18 protein-coding genes are annotated in these 24546 nt (G+C 42.4%); 10 read left to right on the plus strand and 8 right to left on the minus strand.

Annotation, left to right across the window (positions count from 1 at the left end):
- The first annotated feature begins 78 nt into the window (after positions 1–78).
- Positions 79–3702, plus strand: a complete 3624-nt coding sequence (locus AACU59_RS05985; RefSeq protein WP_237666618.1) for an RHS repeat domain-containing protein — start codon at positions 79–81, stop codon at positions 3700–3702.
- Between the two features lie 110 nt (positions 3703–3812).
- Here AACU59_RS05985 and torS read toward each other — a convergent pair whose 3' ends face one another.
- Complete coding sequence (gene torS, locus AACU59_RS05990) at positions 3813–6710, minus strand: TMAO reductase system sensor histidine kinase/response regulator TorS (protein ID WP_237666619.1); 2898 nt, start codon at positions 6708–6710, stop codon at positions 3813–3815.
- An 88-nt stretch (positions 6711–6798) separates the two neighbouring features.
- On the opposite strand from torS, the gene torT reads away from it, so the two are divergent.
- Entirely contained in the window at positions 6799–7800 is a 1002-nt protein-coding gene (gene torT / locus AACU59_RS05995; RefSeq protein WP_094144795.1) for a TMAO reductase system periplasmic protein TorT, read from the plus strand.
- Between the two features lie 52 nt (positions 7801–7852).
- Positions 7853–8308 (plus strand): methylglyoxal synthase, encoded by a 456-nt coding sequence (locus tag AACU59_RS06000; RefSeq protein ID WP_026027464.1) that lies wholly within the window; start codon positions 7853–7855, stop codon positions 8306–8308.
- A gap of 101 nt (positions 8309–8409) precedes the next feature.
- Here the strand turns inward: AACU59_RS06000 and helD are convergent, their stop codons facing one another.
- Positions 8410–10473: a DNA helicase IV gene (helD, locus tag AACU59_RS06005; protein WP_161437729.1), complete on the minus strand. Its 2064-nt coding sequence runs from the start codon at positions 10471–10473 to the stop codon at positions 8410–8412.
- Positions 10474–10655: 182 nt separating this feature from the next.
- Between helD and yccS the strand changes: the two genes are divergently transcribed.
- The 6 genes from yccS to AACU59_RS06035 all read left to right on the plus strand — a co-directional run bounded on the left by yccS (position 10656) and on the right by AACU59_RS06035 (position 17425).
- Entirely contained in the window at positions 10656–12809 is a 2154-nt protein-coding gene (yccS, locus tag AACU59_RS06010) for a YccS family putative transporter (RefSeq protein ID WP_094131650.1), read from the plus strand.
- Between the two features lie 138 nt (positions 12810–12947).
- Positions 12948–13172: a hypothetical protein gene (locus AACU59_RS06015; RefSeq protein WP_013867905.1), complete on the plus strand. Its 225-nt coding sequence runs from the start codon at positions 12948–12950 to the stop codon at positions 13170–13172.
- 67 nt (positions 13173–13239) lie between these two features.
- Positions 13240–13539 carry a hypothetical protein gene (locus AACU59_RS06020; protein ID WP_013867906.1) on the plus strand — a complete coding sequence of 100 codons (300 nt, stop codon included), beginning with the start codon at positions 13240–13242 and terminating at the stop codon, positions 13537–13539.
- 87 nt (positions 13540–13626) lie between these two features.
- The gene (locus AACU59_RS06025; protein WP_094144797.1) at positions 13627–14886 is read left to right on the plus strand and encodes a hydroxymethylglutaryl-CoA reductase; all 1260 of its coding nucleotides are present in this window, start codon (positions 13627–13629) and stop codon (positions 14884–14886) included.
- Between the two features lie 185 nt (positions 14887–15071).
- Complete coding sequence (gene glpD / locus AACU59_RS06030; RefSeq protein WP_094144798.1) at positions 15072–16616, plus strand: glycerol-3-phosphate dehydrogenase; 1545 nt, start codon at positions 15072–15074, stop codon at positions 16614–16616.
- Between the two features lie 143 nt (positions 16617–16759).
- Positions 16760–17425 carry a PilZ domain-containing protein gene (locus tag AACU59_RS06035; RefSeq protein WP_176428329.1) on the plus strand — a complete coding sequence of 222 codons (666 nt, stop codon included), beginning with the start codon at positions 16760–16762 and terminating at the stop codon, positions 17423–17425.
- Positions 17426–17442: 17 nt separating this feature from the next.
- On the opposite strand, the gene luxQ is transcribed toward AACU59_RS06035, so the two are convergent.
- From luxQ to AACU59_RS06065, 6 genes are all read right to left on the minus strand, one after another.
- Positions 17443–19989, minus strand: a complete 2547-nt coding sequence (gene luxQ, locus AACU59_RS06040; RefSeq protein WP_094144799.1) for a quorum-sensing autoinducer 2 sensor kinase/phosphatase LuxQ — start codon at positions 19987–19989, stop codon at positions 17443–17445.
- A 15-nt stretch (positions 19990–20004) separates the two neighbouring features.
- Complete coding sequence (locus AACU59_RS06045; RefSeq protein ID WP_094144800.1) at positions 20005–21105, minus strand: autoinducer 2-binding periplasmic protein LuxP; 1101 nt, start codon at positions 21103–21105, stop codon at positions 20005–20007.
- Between the two features lie 224 nt (positions 21106–21329).
- On the minus strand, positions 21330–22481 hold the full coding sequence (locus AACU59_RS06050; protein WP_094144801.1) for a conjugal transfer protein TraF: 1152 nt from the start codon (positions 22479–22481) through the stop codon (positions 21330–21332).
- Between the two features lie 95 nt (positions 22482–22576).
- On the minus strand, positions 22577–22900 hold the full coding sequence (locus AACU59_RS06055; protein ID WP_094144802.1) for a GIY-YIG nuclease family protein: 324 nt from the start codon (positions 22898–22900) through the stop codon (positions 22577–22579).
- Positions 22901–23554, minus strand: a complete 654-nt coding sequence (locus tag AACU59_RS06060) for a YceH family protein (protein ID WP_013867914.1) — start codon at positions 23552–23554, stop codon at positions 22901–22903.
- A gap of 57 nt (positions 23555–23611) precedes the next feature.
- On the minus strand, positions 23612–23815 hold the full coding sequence (locus AACU59_RS06065) for a hypothetical protein (RefSeq protein WP_026027876.1): 204 nt from the start codon (positions 23813–23815) through the stop codon (positions 23612–23614).
- 190 nt (positions 23816–24005) lie between these two features.
- On the opposite strand from AACU59_RS06065, the gene AACU59_RS06070 reads away from it, so the two are divergent.
- Entirely contained in the window at positions 24006–24323 is a 318-nt protein-coding gene (locus AACU59_RS06070; RefSeq protein ID WP_010319897.1) for a DUF496 family protein, read from the plus strand.
- Positions 24324–24546 lie beyond the last annotated feature (223 nt).

Consider the following 24546-nt stretch of genomic DNA (forward strand, 5'->3'; position numbering starts at 1 on the left):
GTCAATATTGTTGGCAATCATCTAAAAGGGCCGGAATTAAATTTATCAGTAAGTTTTGATCATTTTAAAAGTTTGGATATGGGCTTAGGGTTTGGACTTATCTTTAGCCTGCCATACTTTGATTGCTCTAAATCTATTTTTTATACAGACCAAGGCGTGAGTGTTAAATTATCTGGAAATGATTTAACGAAACCAATTGAAGCATGTTTGAAAAACTTCAAGATAACTTTTTCCAATCGTATTTACAAAGTTAAATACCATGATGGTTCTATAGACGAATTCAAAAAATCTGGGAATGGAAAAGTTGCCTATCTAGTTAAAAGGAGTGACTCATCAGGAAATAGCCTATTTATCCATTGGAATAATGATAAACTTACAAAGATTACCGATAGTAATGAGAGTGAGTTTTTATCTCTAGAAAGAGCTTCTGACAAATTAGGATATGAACTTTCACTTCTTTCAGGAAGGTACTTCATTTATACCAAGATAAAATCAGACTTCTCCCAAATAAAAGTAACAACACCATATTTTATAAAAGGTCAATTCAGTCAAGCTTTGAGTTATGATCTAGCCATCAGATTATCTACAAATGTCGGATATTACTTAATTGATAGAATCAATCTGCCTAATCGATCAGTGCAGAACATCGCTTATGGTGAGAATAATGATGAATCATTAGTTGGTTATAATGGCAAACATTATGCGGTTGTTAAGGAGCATGCTATTGAAACTGGTGGTTCTATAATCAAAATGACAAGGTATGATTTTAAACCCGTAGCGGATGGTAAAGATGAATATCCGTATAAAAATGGCTATAACGCTTATGGGTTTGGCGTTACTGTTTCTCCAGTCCAAGGTAGCGATCCCACTTATTCTATCGTGAAACCGTATTTTTATAAGGTAATTGTTACTGAGTTTGATCATGAGTCTCAACCAAGAGTTGTTGAGTCTATTTATGACAAGTTTCATAATATTAGAGAGCAAAGGAGGTCTTTCAAGGGTTGTACGGAAATAGACTCTTTCCTTTATTTTGTTAATGATGAAAAAGATATTTCCGGCCAAGATTCTCGATTTAAACTAACTAAATCAGTAAAGCAGAAATACGTCGACTCTAATGGTCTTTTTAGAATTGAAGAATATCAGTATGATTTTGATACATTCGGTAATATACTATCAGAGCGCGACCTAACTAAAAGGATTTCAATTGATTATCAGTATTATGATACGCGCAATTCTGCTGTTGATGGATGCCCTAAATACAGTGACTTCATCTTTTTTTTAAAGAGCCAAACTATAACAGATTTAGCTGAAGATACATCCTTAAGTCGAGTGGTGTCATATAGAAAATATAGCATGATTGCAGGTTGTATTTTATTGGAATCAGATGCTAATCCATATACTGATACCTCAATAAAGTTTGCTTATCATCAATCAGGGGCCGATGCTGGTCGATTGCTTACGCGAGAAGTATATTTAGGTGCTCAGCAATGTTCGAGGCAACAATTTAGTTATATTGAAGAGAATATCGGTTTGGTAGTTGAAAGTTCGACATTTTCTGATGGTGTACCCGGTGAGCATCTGTCTACACGATTAGAACTTGATAAACTCACTGGACAAAAAGTATTTATTAGTGCCAATGGTGCTGAATCTCGATTTGAATATTACCCCGATGGCAGATTGAAAACCGAAATCTGCAGTCCGGGGTCTATCAATCAAGCAGTAAGAGCATTCCAATATTTTGATGAAGAGGGATGGGTAGATTGTAGCGATCAGTTTAATAATATTAAACGTACAGTTTATGATGCTTTAGGTAACGTAAAATCAATTAGTTTAACAATTCCAAATGTTGTCACTGACTACACTATTGAGAGTAATAATTATAATTTACTAGGACAAAAAATCTCAACTACAGTATATGACACTACTACAGGGAATACCTCTGCTAATAGGTCTTGGCAATTAACGACAACCTATGACTACGATGGTTGGATGAATGTTCAACATACATATCACCCTGATGGTGTTGTAGAATTTAGTATTTTTGAAGTTATTAATAATAAGACCATTTCTGGTATTGAAGGTCAAAACTACACGGTCACAGAATCAGAATTTGTACAAAGAAAACTATTTAATAAGGTTTATGATAAGGATAATACTCTGATCATCAGTGAGGAAATATCATTTGATGGATTCGACAAAATCATTCATAAAGAGAATAATTTTGGTATAGAGACTGCTTATTTTTATGACAAAATGAATAGGCCTACTTCACTTAAAACTACCTTTATTGATGCAGAACAAAAAGAGTGCGATATAATTAAAGACATATCATACGCAGCGCATGATATAGGTGGTGAGTGTGTCGAGTCTATCATAGTTAATAATAAACAACTGGGGCGTAATACTTATGATGCCTTTTCTCGTCTACGGGAGCAGGAGATTAATGGAAAAGTAACAGTAATGTCTTATGAACCAGATAAAATGACACATTACCAGGTAATTAAGCCAGATGGTAAAATAATATCGAGTGATTATGATCCTGAGTTTGGCGTGTATACGAGGACTGGTTCACGAGAGCAAACTCCAAATCTGAGAGGATTAGTTCAACTGGCATTCGACTCAGTGACACAATCATCCATTCAATATAATTACAGATTTGATGGATTGTTAGAAAGAGAAATCATTAATGATGATCAGTGGTCTTACGAATACACGCTACTGGGTCAACCGACGATAAGCATCATGCCTGGAGATAACTGTGAAATCATAGAATACGATGATTTTATGCGAATAAAGTCTATCAATGATGGCATAAATTATACAGAATATTCGGATTTTGATACTTTTTCTCGTCCTCAGAGTGTAGAAGTATCTGGGGCAACACCCATGAATATGACCTTTGATTACACCGGGTTGCCTCGTACTATGAAATCGAAGTTAGTGCAAGGTGATGATATTCTGTTAGAAGTTGAAAATTATACAAGTGATGGAAAGATTGAAACCAAGATCACGACATTAGGCCAACAGGAATTAGTTGAAAATTTCGAATATGATGCTATGCGCCGTTTGGTTAAATATACTGCCAGTGGTAGTGTTGAGCTTTTATCTAAAGATGAGCTGGGTAAGGAAATCATTGAGCAAAGATTTAAGTTTGATAGTTTTGGAAACATTGAAGAAGTTACCACATTCACACTTGATCAGAAGATGAATGTGTCAACATACCATTACAACCCAGATTATCCGACACAACTATATTCTATTCAACACACCAATCATGAGTACAGTGACCTAGATTTTCAACATAGCTATGATCATAATGGCGCACTGTGTGAAGATCAAAATGGTAATAAATATGAATATAATGACTATGGAGAGCTAGTTAGAGTGACTAATAATCAAATGATCGAACTCACAAGCTATGAATACGATGCAATTGGACGTTTATCCAAACAGTTCATTCCTAATGAACCAGCTATCGAATATCAATATGCTAATGATAATTTGGTCTACCTTAAACAAGGTGAACTAGGAGTAAGTAGCTCTATAGTCAATGGACGTTTGGTAAGCAAGCGATTTAAAACATTAGATCGAGAATTAATTTCTGATTATCTATGTAACAATTCGAATTCACCTTTGAAAGTGAAAAGAGGTAATACAATACCTCAACAGTACAGTTATACGCCTTATGGTTTCCGAACGTAATTTTATCGATTCTCATAGTGTTTGAGCCTGCATTTTCCGCAGGCTTTTTTATTATCATCCCTAAACCACCTTGTATGGTTGTTTTTATATAGATGCCAACAGCCAATTATTTATACAAACAGTAACCTCAGCGAATGAATGGATTGAGCGGCTAAGGCTTCTAATTTCGCTTGTAGCTCTTGATACGTTTGCGCAGAGTCAGCACTTTTCTCAATGACTAAACACAGATCAAACAAGGCATGCAAACCTAAGCTGCCAGCTGAACCTTTCAATTTGTGTGCTAACGACTTAACGACCTGAGCTTGTTCCCTCGATTGGCGAAACTCGTGTAGGTATTCATGCGTGCAATCGGCGAACAGCTCAATGATTTCATTCATCTTGTCACGCCCTAGCACTTCAATATCCGCGAGTAGGATCCGCTCGTCCATAATCGGACGAGCGGATTTTTGGCTATCCGAGGTTACGTGCGTAGGCACACTCAACTCAACGGGTAAGGTATTGTGTTCAATACGTTGCTGGACAAGTTGTGCAAGATCTTCTTTGACTAAGGGTTTGGGCAAATAGCCATCAAAACCAGCCGCTAAATAGCTTTCCACCTCTTCATTAAACACATGCGCCGAAATAGCAATCATCGGTGTGGGGCGTAGATGCGAATACTGTTCACGTTCGATAAGTTTGAGCTGCGCCAACAGCTCAACACCATTAATGTCAGGTAGATTAATATCGAGCAGTGCGATATCAAACCTGTGTTCACTAAACAGAACCCGAGCTTCAGCGCCTGTTTTCGCGGTGAGCACATTATGGCCGAGACTGGTCAAAAACCCTTCAGCAACCATGCAGTTGACAGGGTTATCCTCCACCAGCAAGGTGTTGGCCTCTCGCGTCGCGGCTATCGGCCTTTTAACCACTTCATTCACTGCCACTCCTCGCTGTAAAGGAACAGTAAACTCAAAACGGCTTCCTTTGCCTAAATCTGATTCAAGCTTAAGCTCGCCACCCATGGCTTCAACAAGCCGTTTGCTGATGGCCAAACCAAGCCCAGTACCGCCTTTGTAACTTTGCTCACTGGAAGCTTGAGTAAACGCATCAAACAGCCTGATTTGATCCTGTTCACTGACTCCAACACCGGAATCCGACACTTCAAATGTCACTTGATTAGGCATTTCAGCATCAAGACTGACATAAATATCCACATAACCTTGAGCGGTAAATTTGATGGCATTACCCACAAGGTTCGTCAGTACTTGACCTAAGCGAGTCATATCACCCACCCAAAAAGGAGCAACATCCAGTTCAATCTGCTTGGTAAATTCAAGCGACTTTTCTTCAGCACGTCCTTTCATCAGTTGGTAAACATCGTCCACCATTTGATGCAAATTAAAGTTGGCATTGCGAATTTCTAAGTGTCCGGCCTCAATTTTTGAATAATCCAGCACATCATTCAAAATGGACAACAAGGTGTGGCCGCTGCGGTTAATCACGTCCACATACTGACGCTGTTGAACGGTTAATGGCATCTCTTGTAATAAACGAGCCGTGCCTAATACGCCATTCATTGGTGTGCGGATTTCATGGCTCATGGTGGCCAAAAATGCCGATTTAGCGCGGTTGGCTTGCTCGGCTAAGTTGCGAGCTTTGGCATGATTCAACACTTCCATATTGAGTTTCTCATTGGTGTGTTGCAATTGTTCTGTTCGCTCGGTAACCACTTCCTCTAAGTGCTCTTTATGTTCTTGTAACGCCTCTCTCGCCTGCGCTTCACTTTCCGCCACCACTTTAAGAGACTGCGCGGTATTGCGGGCCGTGATGATCGCCTGCCCCATTTGCGCCAGTTCATCCTCTCCTTGGACTGCCACTTCCACCTGCAGTTGCCCTTTTGCGATGGATAACAGTGCCGATGAATATTCGGCTAAACGTTTTACCACCGACAGATAGACGACCTTCCACATAATGAAAGCTGCAATGAGAAGGCCAACCAAGGTTAATAAGGTCAATGTATACTGTGCCATGTTCAAGGTTGTAGAGAGCTGCGCAACAGCGTGAGTCGTTGTACGATTGGAGTCATCTACTAAGCGGCTGACGGTAGTATTAAGATCTGAAAACTGTACTAAGGTGTTTTGTGTGAGCGATTTCGCGACCTGCTCGTTATCATAACGTTGCTGCAAAACACTAAAAACCACTTTGCGCTTTTCTAACTCATTAAGCAGCTCTGTCATTTGCTTCGAACGCGTCGGGTCCTCTACCGCGCGTACTCTGCGCTGCATGATGGTGAGGTTATGCAAAAACTCGGTTTGGATTTGTTGGATTCGCTCAACATCGGTAACCGTGCGTGTCTCTTCGATGTGGCTGAGCATTTTGAACGCCATTAAATGAAGCTCATGCAAGCGCTCTGAAAGATCGAGGTCCACTTCCACTAAAGCGTCTAACGCTTGGTACGCTTGTGACGTTTTATCGGCTTGTAGCAAGTCATAAATGTGCGTCACATTCGCCACTGCGATGGTACTGGTATTGAGCACTTGAGTGCGCGTCAGCTCTTCCAATTGCAGTGCCAGTTGCCGCATCTCTTCCACTCGAACACTTAAGTCATGTGCCAGATACAACTTACGCTCAACCGTAATACCAAGCTGAGCCAGTGTATCGATAACGCTTTGAACATCATTTTCTAGGCGCGTCAGCAGTTCTGAATCAAAGGAATCGGCACCCAACTGCTTGATGTGATTAAGCAAAGATTGAAGCTGATCGAAAAGCGCTTTGCCATACTGCTGGCGCTCTTGCTCTGTTTTTGAGTTGGTTAACATTTGCACAGACGTAATGATTCGTGTGCTTAACTCCGACACTTGACGCGCTTCCAGCATCGAAGGAATGGCAGAATTAACCACATTACGTTCGGTTTTAGCCACCAGCGAAAAACCAAACACACCTATCAACGCCGATAACAACACGAGCAGGGCCATTGCCGAAAAGGACAACATTAATTTTCGGCCAATACTGGCTTTGGCTAACAACATGGCACCCAACCTCAAACATTACTTCTTAAGCAACCCGGAATGGGCTATATTTTGCAGTGTTTACTCACGTTATGCCAACGAATAGCGAATGCAATTGATCTTAAACCTTATTTCCCCAACGCTTTTACTGCTGATTTTAAGCTTGGTTAGCAGCACAACATTCGCCGAACCCCATAAGAAAGTCTGCGCTTTATACCCTCACCTCAAAGATTCCTATTGGTTATCAGTCAACTATGGAATGGTTGACGAGGCGAGAAAACAGAAATTGAATTTACGCGTGTTAGAATCAGGTGGTTATCCTAATCATGAACGACAAAAAGAACAGCTTTCATTGTGCGTTCGTTGGGGCGCTGATGCGATCATTCTCGGTACTGTTGCGCCTGATCTTTACACAACGGACTTAAGCACATACGTCGCTTCTACGCCTGTGTTTGCAACGGTTAATCAGCTCATTCTCAATCAGCAGCAGGCTGCGCGGCTACAAGGTCAAGTGGGTGTCGATTGGTATTGGATGGGATACTACGCGGGAAAATATCTTGCTGATAAGCACCCACAAGGCAGTGGTAAAACTAAGATCGCTTTACTACTTGGTCCAAAAACAAGTGGAGGAACAAAACCTGTTAGCCAAGGTTTTTATCGCGCAATACAAGGTAGTGATATAGACGTAGTCGAAAACTTATGGGCAGATAACGATAAAGAACTGCAGCGTAATTTAGTACAACAAGCGCTGGAGCGAGCTGACCTTCGCTATATTGTGGGCAGCGCCGTCGCGATTGAAGCGGCGATCAGCGAATTGAGAACCTCAGGGATGACAAACCACATCGGTTTGGTGGCAACCTATTTAAGTCATGGCGTCTACCGCGGGCTACTGCGTGGCCGAGTCGAATTTGCGCCAACGGATAAAATGGTCGAGCAAGGCAGGCTTTCCATTCAACAAGCTGCGGCTTTTTTCAATCAGCAACCTTATGAAAAAAAAGCCGCACCGATTATCGAATCCTTAACGCCTATGTCACTCAACCCGCAGATAATTGCAGATTCGTTATCTCCATCTGAATATAGGCCGACTTTTAGCGTAAAAGAGATTGAATAAAAGTGGCGATTTCGCTATTTAACATACTGATTTGAATCATAGGAACTCTTCAATGCAAACAACGACTCGGACTATGCCTGCGCATAAGCATGTCGCTCTCGTCGCTCACGACAACTGCAAACCAGAACTACTTCGCTGGGTAAAAGAAAATAAAGAAAAACTACAGCGCCATTTTTTATACGCGACAGGAACCACTGGCAACATGCTCAGCAAAGAGACTGGCCTTGCTATAAAAAGCATGATCAGCGGTCCGATGGGTGGCGACCAACAAATTGGTGCGTTGATTTCTGAAGGCAAAATTGATGTGTTGATCTTCTTCTGGGACCCACTCAATGCCGTACCGCATGATCCCGATGTAAAAGCTCTGCTACGAATTGCCAGCGTTTGGAACATTCCAGTTGCCACAAACCGCGCCAGTGCTAAATTTTTGTTCTCTTCACAGTTGATAGAGCAAGAGGTCGATATCGAGATCCCTGATTACCAAGCTTATCTAGCTGAACGCATGTAACCTATAACCTTTACATACGCACAGAGACACAGTCAAAATCCAAATCACCACATCAGACAACTTGATCGCCTGCGTGAACGCATCCCCTTTCAAAGGATGCGTTATTTCTGCTTCACCACTGGGTAATCCCCTGATAGCAATTCGCGAACAAAAACCGAGCCACTGCCCGAGTGCGTGATCCACACTTTCTCTTTAGCGCGGGTCATTGCAACGTAGAATAAACGGCGCTCTTCGGCGTAGGGGAAATCATCATTCGATTGGCTCAATGCACTATCGATATGCAGCGCTTTCACTCGAGCCGGAAACTGCCCCTCATCAACACCGAGCACAATCACAAAATCGGCTTCTTTACCTTTACTGGCGTGACAAGTCATAAATTCTATATTGAGTGAGCGGTAATGCTTTTTCCAGTCGTTAAGCCGCTCTGGTTTATGATAATGGTTTCGTCCAAGCAGTAGCACAGATTGTGTACTATTCGCTTGACGATTGAGTTGATCCAAGATCTTTTCAATGTTGTTGCTTGGTGCAATAAAAACTGATTTTTGTTTTTGCTGCTTGAAGCTGTTAAGTGTTTTTGGTAACTGATTCGGATTGGCTTGAATAAACTGGTTAGCCACCGCACCCAACTGATCATTAAAACGATAAGTCGTATCCAGATAATGAACCGTCGAGTGTGGGAAGCGTTCACTAAACCCAGTCGTAAGATCAACGTCAGAACCAGCAAATTGATAGATTGACTGCCAATCATCACCCACTGCAAATAAGTTACACGCTCCTGGCTGCTGCTCACACAAAGATTGGATCAACGCCAATCGCTGTGGTGAAATATCTTGGTATTCATCGATCATGATGAATTTCCAATTCGATTTAAATTTGCCCTTTTCAACGTATTCCGTTGCGCGGCTGATCATCATATTAAAATCGATTTGATTTTGCTCTTTGAGCATTTGTAACCAAGCTTGGTAACATGGCCAGCACAAAGAGAGCTCACTGTTCAGCCTTGAATAGTCTGGATGGTCAATCAAACGTTGTTGCAGCTCCTTTTTCCCAAGACCAAGCATAGCCAGTTGCTCAAGCTGCTTTTCCAACCATGCAATCAGCTTGGGGTTTTCAACATGGCTGCCCAGTTCATCATCACCAGCTAAATAAGCAATTGGCCATTTAGATAAATGCTTCTGCCAACGCTTAAAATTGGTCGGCGTCATCCAATGTTTCTTCAACCAATCAATACACCATGCCAACTTTAAGTTACTGTCTAGAGCCACTGGCGAAATGATCGCTTCTCGCCCTTCGACCTCGTTTAAAATTTTCAGCCCTAACTGATGGAAGGTATTAACGCGAACGTGTTCCGCCGCCATGCCGATTTTGCTATCTAATCGCTGTTCCATCTCTTTCGACGCATAGCGACCAAAAGCCACCAGTAGAATTTCGTGGGCCTGTGCAAGGTGACTTTGGAGTAGATACGCAACACGCGCCGTCAAAACGCTGGTTTTGCCCGAACCTGCACCCGCTAGGATGAGGTTGTGATCATCATTGAGTAGCACTGCGTGTTGCTGCGATAGATTAAGGGGAGAACTTTCGACTTGAGAGAATAAGACTTCCCAGTTTTGACGTTCCAACTCAAGCCAGTGTTGATTTCGTTGGGCAAGGGACGCCGAGCGATCCGTAAGCCAAGGCGAGAGCTGAGCAATAGCATCAGGTAGCCGTTGACGTGCTTCGGCTAATTTCATGTCCATCGTCGAAAAATCAGCTTCCACTTGCAAAGCCCAAACATCTAATAAGGAGTGCGGCAAAAAAGAGGGTAAACGCTTCAAGCGATTGAGCTCTTGCTCCCAGCGAGGCAGATACTGACTCAACTGCACACATTGACGATTGTGCCATTGTTGATAAGCCGCTACCGCCGTATGGGCAAACTGTCGGCACTCGGGCCAAGGCAAACCTTGCACCAACCATGATTGCTGAACGCCTTCATCTTCATGCGCAAAAAACTGCAATGCTCCCCAAAACAAACCACGCTTAACACGGACTTTACCATTCCAAACCGTGAACGGGATCCGCTCTTCGCTGACAGCCGAGGAGATAATCAAACGCTGTTGGTCAAGTTCAACTTGGTTATATTCGTCTTGAATGAGAAATTGTGCAGGCTTATTTGCGCTCAGCTGCATGGTTTTATGCTCTTTTATAAGAATGTGAATATGATATACCAATCACAGTGGGCATTGAAAAATTAATGTCAAGATTACTGTTGTTGATTTTGTAATCAAGTAGACGTTTTTCTTTATCTTGATCAGAGTGTTAATCAACGCTTCTGCTACACTATGGTTTTCTTTTTGGATGTTGAAGTATCGTGCCGCTCTCTAGCAAAATTCGCCTTTATTGGGCGAATAAAACTGTCAATTACAGCATTCTCATTTTGATCACTCTATTAGGCGTGGTCATTCCTGCGTGGCACTACAACCTCAATACTTGGATTACGCCACTGATCCTTGGCGTGATTGCCGCAGCACTGGCTGAAAGTGATGACAGTTTCAGTGGACGGTTAAAATCCCTCACTCTGACATTTATCTGCTTTGCCATCGCTGCATTTTCTATCGAACTGCTTTTCCATACCCCGCCACTGTTTGCGATTGGGTTATTCATCTCCTCGTTTGGTTTTATCATTCTTGGCGCAATTGGCCCACGTTATGCCAGCATCGCCTTTGGCTCCTTACTTATCGCCATCTACACCATGTTGGGTGCACACCAAAGCGTGAATTTGTGGTTTCAACCCGTTTTGCTCCTGACGGGTGCCGCTTGGTATTACTTCATGTCGATGATTTGGCATATGTTTTGGCCAATGCAACCAGTACAGCAAAGCTTAGCGAATGTTTTTTTGCAATTGGCCAATTATCTTGAGTCCAAAAGCCATCTCTTCCATCCCGTATCGAACCTAGTCCCTCAGCCATATCGAATTGCTGAAGCCAATTTAAACGCGGCAACGGTTACCGCACTCAATCAATGTAAAGCCACTTTGTTGAGTCGTTCAAAAAGAGGCCATATTGATGGTGCCAGTGACCGATTTCTCAACATCTATTTCATGGCACAAGATATCCATGAACGTGTCAATTCAAGTCATTATCGCTATCAAGAGCTTGCCGAACACTTTGGCCGCTCAGATGTGCTGTTTCGCTTTAAACATTTATTAGAAACACAGGCCAAAGCCTGCCGTGAAATAGCCCAATCGATTCAGTTAGGGCGAAGCTATCAGCACCATTCAGAGTCAATTATGGCTTTGGATGAATTGCAAAGCTCATTAAACTACCTACAAGAACAACAACGCCCTGACTGGCGGGTGTCACTAGCGCAATTAGGTTATCTTTTCAATAACTTAGCAACCGTAGAAAAGCAACTCAATAACGTTAACAACCCTGATGCTAACAAGCTCGAAGAGGGCATGTTGTATGATACAGAAGCCCACACTCTTAAAGCCATGTGGTTACGGGTGAAGGCAAATCTGCATAAAGATTCCATGCTATTTCGTCATGCGCTGCGTATGTCTATTGCACTCACTATTGGTTACGGAATCATCCAAGGTTTTGGTATTGAACGAGGCTATTGGATTTTACTCACGACACTGTTTGTTTGTCAGCCAAACTACTCAGCCACTCGGCAAAAACTGACGGCTCGAATCATTGGCACGTTATCGGGGCTGTTTTTAGGCGTGCTGCTCTTAACCTTGTTCCCATCGCCAGAAAGCCAATTGGTCTTTATCGTACTATCAGGTGTGATGTTTTTCGCCTTTAGACTAAACAACTACGGCTATGCGACGGGCTTTATTACTCTTTTAGTGCTGTTTTGCTTTAATCAATTGGGTGAAGGTTACGCCGTGGTACTGCCTCGGCTTGCCGATACTCTGATTGGCTGCGCATTGGCCGTCGCAGCGGTAGTGCTGATCCTCCCTGACTGGCAATCAAAACGATTACATAAAGTCATGGCGGATGCGATCGATGCCAACAAAGCCTATTTGGGACAGATTATTGGTCAGTACCGTATCGGTAAAAAAGACAACTTGAGCTATCGCATCTCACGGCGCAATGCCCACAACCAAGACGCAAATTTAACCGCAGCGATCAGTAATATGCTGGCAGAACCCGGTAAATATCGCGCGGCAATCGATGAAAGTTTCCGTTTTCTGACACTGAACCATGCACTGCTCAGCTATATCTCCGCTCTTGGGGCCCATCGGACACGCATCGAAGATGAAGCAACGCACCAACTGGTACTTGAAACTCACCGAGTGATCCACCAACACCTAGAGGTGTTGCACAAACAACTTTATGAACATTGTGATGAATGCGATACCAGCGACATTGACGATGCAGGCTTAGAGAAACGCTTAGCCGAATGGCGTGAAGAAGATGAAAGCTCGGTAAGAATGGTCTTACAACAGCTGCACCTTATTTATCGCATGCTACCTGAGCTTCACTCTCTCGCCAGTAAGTTTGCCGTCCGTGTAAACTAGCAATTGTCGTAATAATGAGAGCGACTCAATTTCGGGCGGCTCTCACCTTTCTCTTGTTATAACTTGACATTTTTCGGACAAAAAATCGCCACGTCGAGAATAATCTCAGATTAAGTATTTTCTTACAGGTGTAAGGCCATGAAAGGACATCAAACTTACCGCGGTGAGAAGGCAGCGCATTTTTTACTGAGGCATGAGTCGATGACGCATAATCAATTTGAGTCTTTAAAATCACAATTACAGCATTTAACACCTCAACAACTGCGTTTATTACAAGGCGAGATAAAGCACTCTTTGGAAAATGAATCGAATAATTTACTCACTGATGATGAGCTGAATGTGCTTTCGAGCCTCTTTTCCTAGTCACGAATTTCTTCTTGTGCAAAAAGTAAACGGAGCCTAAACTTTAGACATCGACGAGGGTAAGCTTATGTCTATATCTGGTGTTCATTCTGGCTATCAACTGATCAATCAGTCAAATAAAATGGCTGAGGATGCGGCTCGTGAGCTCAATATGGAAAAAGACATCTCTCCTGTTGATAAGGCGGACAAAGCGCTTGCTTTTAATAAAGTTGAGTTTGATAAAGTTGTTGCTAAAGCTGAAGAAAAACCTGAAGAAATTGATAGCCTACTAAAATTGAACCAAGCTACACAATACAACCGCATTGGCACCAATATTATCCAACGAGATCAAGACATGCTGGGTTCAATATTGGATATCCAAGCCTAACTCTTCACACAACTTGCAACACAAGCAAATATTGTGTTTATGTGCATGGTTAGTACAATGCCCGCAAATTCTTTACCATGATTCGCTATGCCTAAGTTAAACCTGCATCGAAGAGATTATGTTTCTATTTTGGGTGGTGATATATCAGCCCAGCAGCTAGAGCAAATACTCCAACCCAAACGCACTTCTCCAACGCTCAAACTAACACCAAGTCCGTATTTAACCGTAAAAAATGTAGAACGCCGTTGGCAAGTACTTAACACGCGAACGAGCAAAAGTGCGCTTTTAGATGACTCAACAGAGCAAGATATGCTCAGCTACCACAAAAATATTGAGCATTTTATTGGCACAGTCAAAGTTCCAGTTGGGATCGCAGGGCCATTACGAGTCAACGGACTGTTTGCCAAAGGTGATTATCTCGTCCCGCTAGCTACAACCGAAGCCGCTTTGGTTGCCTCTTATCATCGTGGTGCAAAACTGCTTACTGCGGCAGGAGGTGCAAGCGCCATGTTGTTAAATGAAGGCGTTACTCGCACGCCAGGCTTTGCATTTTATAACTTAATCGAAGCTGGGCAGTTTGTGGCGTGGATAGTGACTCAATATGACCACTTTAAACAAGTTGCAGAAAACACGACAGCACACGGAAAACTGTCAGACATTAATGTCAATATTGAAGGGAACCATGTCTACCTCGTGTTTGAGTTTTTAACCGGCGATGCATCAGGGCAAAACATGGTCACTATTGCCACCAATGCCGTGTTCCAAACCATTCTGGCGAATACTCCTGTGCAGCCTGAATACGCATTCCTTGATGGCAACCTATCGGGTGATAAAAAAGCCACTAGCCAAACACTGCGTAGTGTGAGAGGAAAAAAAGTGACTGCCGAGGTGCATTTATCTGCCGAACTCATCCATAAACATCTGCATACGACGCCACAGTCTATGATGCAATTTGGCCAAATGACGACTGTTGGTGGGGCATTAAGCGGCGCGATAGGCATTAACGCGCATTACGCTAATGCACTCGCTGCTTTGTATATTGCCTGTGGGCAAGACGCCGCTTGCGTTGCTGAATCGGCAATTGGTATGACACGCATGGAAGTGGACAAAAATGGTGGTTTGTACGCCAGTGTAACCTTACCCAATTTAATGTTAGGGACCGTTGGTGGCGGTACAGGGTTACCGAGTCAAAAAGCATGTTTGGATATTCTCGGTCTGCACGGTACTGGTCATTCGCAAGCGTTAGCCGAAGTGGCAGCATCACTCTGTCTGGCTGGTGAACTTTCTATTGTCGGTGCGTTCTGCGCTGGCCATTTTTCACGCGCCCATCGCAAACTAGCTCGTTAAGGTATTGCCTCTCACAATAAAAAAGGCGCTACGTGAATACGTAGTGCCTTTTTTATTGGTTAAGTGAGCATATGCATTAGAAAATAATGATCGAGATCAAAATAAAAAAACAAAAAACTAACTATTTCGACTAAAAAATGGTTTCATACGAACATTACAGAACAAAAACGAAATAGGTGCGCTCAATGAACAACCATTCTGTTTGCAACTCGATTGAAGCCGAAAACAATGTGCTCGACATTATTGTTGTCGGTGGCGGTATCAATGGGGCAGGCATCGCCGTAGATGCTGCTGGCCGCGGGCTGAAAGTTGGCCTGTATGAAGCAAAAGACTTTGCTAGCGCTACCTCTTCTGCGAGCTCAAAATTAATTCATGGTGGGTTGAGATACCTAGAACATTATGAATTTCGTTTAGTCGGTGAGTCATTGGCTGAACGCGAAGTACTGTTGCGCAAAGCGCCTCACATTGCAAAACCAATGCGATTTCGTCTACCACACCGCCCTTTTCTAAGACCTGCTTGGATGATTCGTGCCGGACTTTTTCTTTATGACCATTTAGGCAAACGAACCTCACTACCTGCCAGCAAAAAAATAGCCCTTAACGCGGGTGTGGTGACTAAAAATGAGATGAAAATGGGTTTCGAATACTCAGACTGCTGGGTCGATGATGCTCGTTTAGTGATACTGAATGCGATGCAAGCACGTGAACTCGGTTCCGAAGTAAAAAACTATTGCCGCGTTGAATCAGCTCGTCGTGTTGACGAGTTATGGCATGTGACTTTGTTTGATGAAAAAACACAAACTCGTTTTACTCGCCGCAGCCACGCGCTTGTCAACGCAACAGGTCCTTGGGTTAAACAGTTCATTGATGAGCAGATTGAAATTACTTCTCCCTACGGTATCCGGCTTATCAAAGGATCACATCTTATCGTGCCGAAAATTCACGATGAAGAGCAGGCGTATATTTTACAAAACGAAGATAAGCGGATCGTCTTTGTGATCCCCTATCTTGATCACTATTCAATGATAGGCACCACCGATGTCGAATACCGAGGTGATCCTCGTCAAGTGAAAATTAGCGTCGAAGAAAAACAGTACTTATTGGATGTGGTGAATAAGCACTTTATCCATCAGGTCACACTGGATGATATTGTGGCTGACTTCAGCGGTGTACGCCCGCTATGTGATGACGAGTCTGACTCACCACAAGCCATTACTCGGGACTATACACTATCATTGGATCAACAAGCTGATAATGCGCCACTACTGTCTATTTTTGGTGGAAAGTTAACCACTTATCGCAAGTTAGCTGAATCTGCTATGGGTCAATTAAAGCCATTTTTTAATCAAATGTCTGACAGTTGGACCGCAAACAAACCACTGCCTGGTGGAGAAGCCTTTTACCCAGCACAGCTCAAACAGCAGCTTGAGCAGCGCTTTCCAGATCTTGATAAAGCGACCATTAACCGCTGGATCACTAATTATGGTAGCCGAGCTTCGGTGATGCTCGATAATGTGCAAAGTAGTGCTGATCTGGGTAAACATTTTGCGTTTGGGCTCTATCAATGCGAAGTCGATTATCTCTTACATTATGAATTTGCTTCTTCATGTGAAGATATCCTATGGCGCAGAAGTAAACTCGGCTTAACATTTAACACTGAACAAATTGATCAGTTAAATGATTATATCGACCAATCATCAACTTGTGAATGTCAACGCATCAGTGCTTAACACAAGGTGTAGCCACTAGAATTAAAATTGAGAAAAGCTCTTAGAAACATGATCTTCTGAGAGTTTTTTACTTTTTCTTAGTAGGTGACGTAAAAATCACGGGGTATAGTAAAGCTATATTTCCGTAACGACGATGCCACTCAATGCCAATTCCGAATACTAACAGCGACGATCTCATCAAACTCCTTAAGCCATGCATGAAAATCCTCGCCACTATTGAGTTCGGACCTGAGGATTCTTACAGCTTTTCAACGACAATTGTCGGATGTAAACGTGAAAGATACGTACTGATCGATATGCCTGTTAAAGCTCGTGAAGACTTGGTGATGCGAAAAATAGTTAATATCCAAATCATTTTGCGTGGAATTTGCGACACTGAATTAGGTCATATACTCGCGTTCAAAACCTCGATTATTCGTAGTATCTCTAAACCGTTCGGATTACTGTTTATCAAGTTTCCTAAGCACTTTGTGACCAAACCAATCCGTGAGCACGAGCGCTATAAACTCTCTTTGCCTGCCGTTATGCATGAAGGAGAGCATCAATTTAAAGGGAAATTGATCGACTTTTCTATTTCTGGCTGCGCGCTATTTATTCCTGGCTTGCACCATTTAGAAAAAGATATGTTTATTGAGATAAAGTCCACACTCTCCCCACTTCTACCACAAGATCTCGTTTGCCAAATCGTCAGTGTGCGTCAACAAGGTAAAGGAATGTTAGTAGGCGTTAAATTTCTTGAATCAATTGCAATGACAGCAGCATTGAAAAAAGAAATATTAGAACGCGCTTTTATGGCTGGTAGCGTATAAGAATGTTGCGCGGTGCTTTATTTCTGCCGTTTTTGGAAGTGACAAAAAGCCTCATGCAATGCTTTCTCTTTGATAGGTTTAACTATCACATACTCTGCACCTGCGGCCATAAATGCTTCGTTAGTCGATTGCATGCCATCAGCTGTACACGCATAAATGGGTACATCCATCATCATCTCGTGTTTGATTAAATGGGTTGTTTCAACCCCGCCTAAGTAAGGCAACTGGTTATCCATCAAGATAAGATCCACTGGATGATCTTTCAAATAATCAATCGCCTGTAGACCATCCTCTACTCTTGTCACTTCCATACCGTATTTTTTGCAAAATGCTTGAGCAATAAAAGCGTTGGTATGATTATCTTCGACTAGCAACACTTTGATTGGTTTTTCAAACATTTCATGTGGCGGCGCACGCTCATAAGATGGTATATCCTTCCCGCAGTCACTGACGGCAACCAGAGGGAGTTCAACAGAAAATGTAGTACCTACCCCAAATTGGCTTTTCACGTTTACAGCACCACCAAGCATCTCAATTAAGCTTTTGACAATCGCAAGCCCCAAACCACTACCGCCGTATTCTCGTGTGGTGTTTGATTCTACTTGAGTAAAAGGCTCAAAAATAAGCGCGAGATCTTGCTCTCTGATGCCGATACCTGTATCGCTAATCGAAATCAACAGATGGCTGCTATTCTTTTGCTGGAACTCAATGCTAATTAACCCATGATGGGTAAACTTAGTCGCATTATTTAATAAATTAAACAGAATTTGGTTCAGGCGAACTTGATCGCTATGGATCATCATATCAGGCGGAATATTGCTCTTTAGGCTGAACTCAATCTCTTTTTCGGCACATAATGGCCGATAGATACTTTCCACGGCAGAGATGACCTCAACCAGCTTAAAGTCAGACTCTTGAATTCTAAACTGTCCCTGCTCTATCTTGGAAAAATCAAGGATATCATTCAGCACCGCCAATAAATGTTCACCACTACTGCATAACACATTCACTTGTTCAAGTTGCTCATGGTCACTGATTTCACGCTTAAGTAATTGAGAAACGCCTAAAATTCCATTCAATGGTGTTCTCAGCTCATGGCTCATTTTTGCAAGAAATTCAGCACGAATACGCGCCGACTCTTCCGCTTCTTGCCTTGCGAGTCGGCTCTGCTTGGCCGCCTCAGCGATTGTCGTAATATCTTGCCCTTGAGTGATGATTGACTCAATTCTCTGCTCAAAAATAATGGGGGATAAATTCCAGCGAAAAACCTTATTGCCGACTTCAACGTTTATCTCTCGGAACGTTTCTTGTTCAACCGCAAGGCGTATCTTTGGCTGCAGTTCTTGCTTTAATGCATCAAGAATGCACTGCTGTTGATCATTGCGACGCATGAAATATTTCTTTGCTGATGGGTTCATTTTGATGATATCACCGTCGATACTCCATACTATGATGGGCGAAAGTGAAAAATTGAACAGATCTTCAAATTGTTTTTCTTGCTCAGATAAACGTTGAAATGTGTGTTCTAGCGTTCTGCCGAAGTGATCAAATTCATAGATTTTAGAACCAGAAAAAAGCTCATAACTCCCAGCTTCTGCAGCTTTGTGGGTGTAATTCATCAAGCTACTGATTTCATTTTTGACACGCTGCTGTAACCACCAACGAGTCAAAATAGAGACTATTACCATCGCAAAAAGGGCAAAAATCATCCAAAAAAAATAATTTTCACGTAATTGCAATACGTTCTCATTGCTCTGCACACTGAGGACGTTAATATAAATTGGTACGCCTTCTATGGTTAACGCGGTACGGCTTACCATGTAATCGGCAAAACTATAGGCGTCAAAATTATCTTCTAAAACATCACGTTCCGTGTAGGTCTCATCACCATTAATTGTTGAGGCTAAGACCTTTTCACCCGTCGTCATCACGAGATTTTCTGAGTTACTCCCTTCACGTAATGTTTCTGCCAGCACGTAATTGTTGTTAAGTACGGTAGCAAGATGCAAAAAACCAATCACCTCTCCGGACTGCGAGTCAATAACGGGAGTACGTCTGACCATTAGGTAGGCATAGCCCAATTGAGAGGGAGATTTGATCATATGCCAGTTATTACTTAACGCGACTTTACGAGACATGTTTACCAGCTCGTTTTGTTCAATACCATAAAACTGAGCATTGCCATCTTCCCACATCAGGCTGTCAGAATCAGAAATGAAACGAATGTCAGGCGTGTTGGCTACTTCTAGCTGGTCAACTCCAAAAAAGAACTGATCAATGCTGTCATTATCGCCCTTACGAATTGCTTTAACTAAGCCTGCATTTTTTGCGCTGCTATCTTGGTTTATCTGCAGTAATGAAAGACGAAAGTTAAAGAGGTTCTGGATGAGACTAGAGGTTTGAGAAGCCGTACGTTGCACTTCTTGAGCAATGATTTTGCTACTGATCTGATAACTTTGAAATAAAACGCTGAGCGTCAATGCGCCAATCACCGCAATCATTGATTTGGTGATCACGGTAGCTATCTTTTGTTTTTTCTTGACGGTGCTTGACCTTAAACTCATTAATGACTCGATATATCAATGGTCAGAGTAACGAAATGCTCTTTTTTTGAGCTTTTCAATATCCGCTAAAGAAGCCTCTTTGGTTACCAACTCAAAACCACCAGAGTAAACCGTAGGTACAGGCTTTCCTTCAAGATCCCACTTAATGGCTTCCGCCATAGCAACACCGGCATCATCATTGACACGCATGATAGTCACATCAAGTGTGCTATTTTGCAGCGCGTCCAATTCAGCCTCACCACCACCCCAGCCGTTTAACGTAATATCTTCTCTATTTTGCTGCTGCAACGCATCCATGGCACCGAGAGCAACATCAGTAGAGCATGCGTAAATAAAATTAATATCTGGTGTTTGTTTAAGAATACGCAAAGTTGCATCAAATGCACTATCTCGTGTCGCTTTTGTATAAAACGAAGAGGCCAAGTGATATTTGCTGTCTCGACTCATTTCTTGGATAAAACTATCGCCGCGTGCATCGCTAACATAGCCTTCAGAATAATAGAGTACGGAATAAGCACTATTCTTTGGCGCCGACTTTTTGTAGTAATCCACCAGTTTCATTGTGCCAATTTCATGATCAAACCCCACGTACATAAAAGGCTGACGATCTCCCCAACTTTTTACTGGCGTAGTGATATTTTGCAGAATAATTTTGGTTTGATTTGAACTTAACAACTGCTCGATAAATTTACGGTGGCGGATGGTATCAAGCGTAAACACCAAGTAATCAGATTTGTTTCTGATCGCTTCCATCAACGATAAACTTTGTTGGCGAATATCGACATTCGGACGAGTGAAGACTTGGTTAATTTGGTATCTAATCCCAAGCTCATCTAAACGCATCTCAAAGGCTTTGATATTGCGCGCCCAATAATCGGAAACTTGTTGACCTGGATAAACAACAGAAATATGAATAGGTTTATCTTGCTCTATTGAGATTAAAGCAGGAGGTTGACGCACTGCCTGTATCATCTGGTCGGTAAGAGCCTGTTGCGCAGGATTAAGATCTAAAAACTCTTGATATCGCCAATAGCCATTTAAAACTTGCGCTGCAGCCTGAGTGGAGGCTGCCAAACTGACACTGAATATAAATGAAAGGAGCAGGATTTTTCTCATGGCATTCTCGTTACACTAACTTCTGGATTTAATGACACACAATGGCTGATTTCGCACTCATCATATTCTCGGACTATCCAATGAAGGATCAAACAAGTAGCCCGTATATCATCTTGATTATTAAGTATGTTCCTCATAAATGATAGTGCAAACCACTAAAAAAGCTGGCTTGCACTCATAACCGCTCATTTACTAAACAAAAGCATCAGAATGCTTTCCTATACTTAAAAGGTGAAAGCTAAATTTCCAGAAATGCCAAATTGATTATCTCCAGCATAGTTTCCTGCAAGATCGAAACTGACAAGATCTCCAGGGCTGATGCCAATGCCAAACGTCACGGCGTTGTCCAAAGTATCTTCTAAATCGATTTCATAACCCGCACGAAGCTGCGCCCATCCCCAAGCATTACCTTCTAAGCCAAAGCGTAGGTATTGTGTATCATCTTTTTGGTCTTGGAAACAACTCTGCTTTGTTGCATCTAAATCGATTGCAGCAGTGAAAAACTCAGTGACATATCCACCCGATATTGTGACTTGCGTATCCAAATCATACGAGCTTAAACCGTCAATGGTTTTTAATTCTTGAGCAAAAAGATCCTTTACCGCAACACCCACTCGGAAATCGTTAATTAACCACACAGCCCCTAAATCAAGGTTGAAGGCATTATCGTTCGTTTCGCTTTTGTCATAATCAGCAAGATCGAATTCTTTTACCGAAACATTTTGCTTATAGGTTCTTAATTGTTGAATTTTTGGCGTAATGCCAAATGAAAATTGTTGGCCACGAATGTTGTATATTTTGGCCAGTGCTAGGCCAAATTCTGAGTAACCAAATGCAATCAGATCAACGGTGGAGCTTTTGTAGCGATTCTCAACATCGGCGCCACTATTACCCGTATTTGCCGCAATATCAGAACGCGCAATCACCTCCGCGTGACCACGCGCAAAAATATTAAGTGAAACTAGATCGAGAGGAATTGCTATCGCCATACCAATGCCCGCCGATGCTGCAAGAGGTTTGTCATCGGCAAGCTGGTCTAAATACTGATTGAGTTTATCAATATCACTTTGATTGGGTGTACCGGAATTTTCAAACGCTTTGATGCTATCTTGCAGGTCATCAATGGATTTTAGGCTTTTGTCTGGGTCTCTAGCCGCACCACCTATCGCAGGGAAAAGCACGCCAAACGTGTCATTATTCCGATACACGGCCACCAAAGCAGGATTATAGAATGGGGCTAGCAGATAATCGGCCGTTGTTACGCCAGTATTCCCCATTCCATTACCACGTGCGTCAGCTATCGTGTTCGCCGCTTGTGCAGAAGCACAAGCCAAAAAGAGCAACGAGACCACTGACCATTTGTTGTAACTGTTCATATTGCAACCAACCTTGTTGTTATTATTCCCTAAACAAGGTTAATACAATTTTTTACATTGCACATGAAATTGGCGAATAATGCCGCTGACCAAACCTAATCGTCACCAAAATCATCCATGCCACTAACAGAGAAATGAAAATTCTCTTGCCCTGCCACCAACTGTTCTTTTTGCAATTTGGTCAGTTTTTTAATCGCTAGCTCAGTTTTTAAAGCGAGGCTTTTACCGCCTTCTACACGTTGAGACCAAACCAATAATAACGGCCCTTTACCTCGTAACGCTTTTGCACCCTTCCCTGTTTGGTGTTGTACAAAGCGTCGTTCAACATCCGTTGTAATACCGCAATACAGTGCTTGATGGCGGGTCCGAACCAAATAAACCCACCAGTCCGGGCTATCTTTGTGGGGAACCTTATTCACTTACAGTAAGCTTTCGACCAAAGCGCGTAACTCGGCGACTTCATTTTTTAATGCGTGAACCTCCTGTTCAAGCTGATCAATACGAGCAGTCGCCCCACCTTCCGGAGCATGAGCAAAGGTTTGCTCTAAACTTTCAACGTCAACCTCTCCAGAAAAGAGATGTTGATAACGCGACTCTCGCTTACCCGGTTCACGCGGCAGCTTCACCACCAGCGGGCCTGATTCACGGTTGGCTAAACCGTCTAAAATAGTTTCGACTTCTTTTACATCGGTAAAACTGCATAATCGGTTAGTGCGAGTGCGCAACTCTCCCGGCGTTTGTGGCCCACGCAACAGCATGCAGCACACCAAACCAAGCTCTTGATTTGACAGTTTTAAATCGCCAAATTCGGTGTTGCAGAAACGGTGCTGATATTTGCTCACTCGGCTATTAAAACCACTTTCATCACTCATCAGGTGACGAGCGATCAAGCCCTCAGCGGCATCTTGAACCTCAGCTTCGGTTAATGACAGCACTGGCTCACGGTTACTTTTTTGGTTACATGCGGTGGTCAAGCTGTTGAGCGTTAATGGGTAGTAATCAGGCGTGGTCACTTCTTTTTCAATTAAGCAGCCAATAATTCGTGCTTCTAGGGGAGAGAGCTCAATGTTCATTATAATTTCCTTTTTTCTAAGCGGAGTTTCCTAATCGAGGCCACAATCGATGTTGCATTAGTGTTCTAACAACAGTGAAATTCGGATGATTTTCCCATTGCTATCAATCATCACAATCTTTGCACGGCTTAACTCTAACTCGGTCATCTCCAGCTTCTCACGTTCGCTAATATAAGCTTCACGCAATTTAACACTGTGATGCAGTTCAGCGTTTGCAGGTACATCTTTTCTTTTAGGTACTAAAATCTCTGAAAGTTGCATCTCTAAATACCATAAGATAGCGATTTGAAAGGTACATGATATAGCGCCTATCCGTACCAATACAATCACTCATGACTAGAGTGATTATTTCTTAATCAAGAGTGAGTCAGGATTGATCTAAAGGCTGTTATGAATCAGCTCGATATGATTTAATCAATGGCATTGACATTCAAGTTGGGAAAAGGAACCTATGAGTATCGTATTTGAAATTGTTAACCAAGCTCGCCGTAAAAATAAACTGAAACGTGAACTGCTAGATAACGAGAAAAAAGTTCGTGATAACCGTAAAAGAGTTGAATTGCTTGAAAACTTACTCGATTACATGAAACCGGATATGACCCACGAAGAAGTCATGGCGATCATCAATAACATGAAAGCCGATTACGAAGATCGCGTCGATGATCACATCATCAAAAGCGCAGAAATTTCAAAAGAGCGCCGTGATATTAGCCGTCGTATCCGCGAGCTGACCGATAAAGATAAACAAATGACTCAAGGCAAAAAGTAAAATTGATGCCGACCATCTTCGAAACCCGTCTTAAGACGGGTTTTTTTATGGCCAAAACATTCACAAAACAAATCAATATTTCTATCAACAAAAAGTGCGATAAATTTTATGTGATAGACATTAAACGTTTGCGTAATCGCTAACCTTCACCGAACCTAGTTTTGAGTCTTTTATCACATATTAGCTATTGTTATATTTATACACAGTAAATCAATTATGACCA

Origin of the sequence: Vibrio sp. V23_P3S9T160 (assembly GCF_963886625.1) — a bacterium.
In the GTDB taxonomy this organism is placed as follows: Bacteria; Pseudomonadota; Gammaproteobacteria; order Enterobacterales; family Vibrionaceae; genus Vibrio; species Vibrio anguillarum.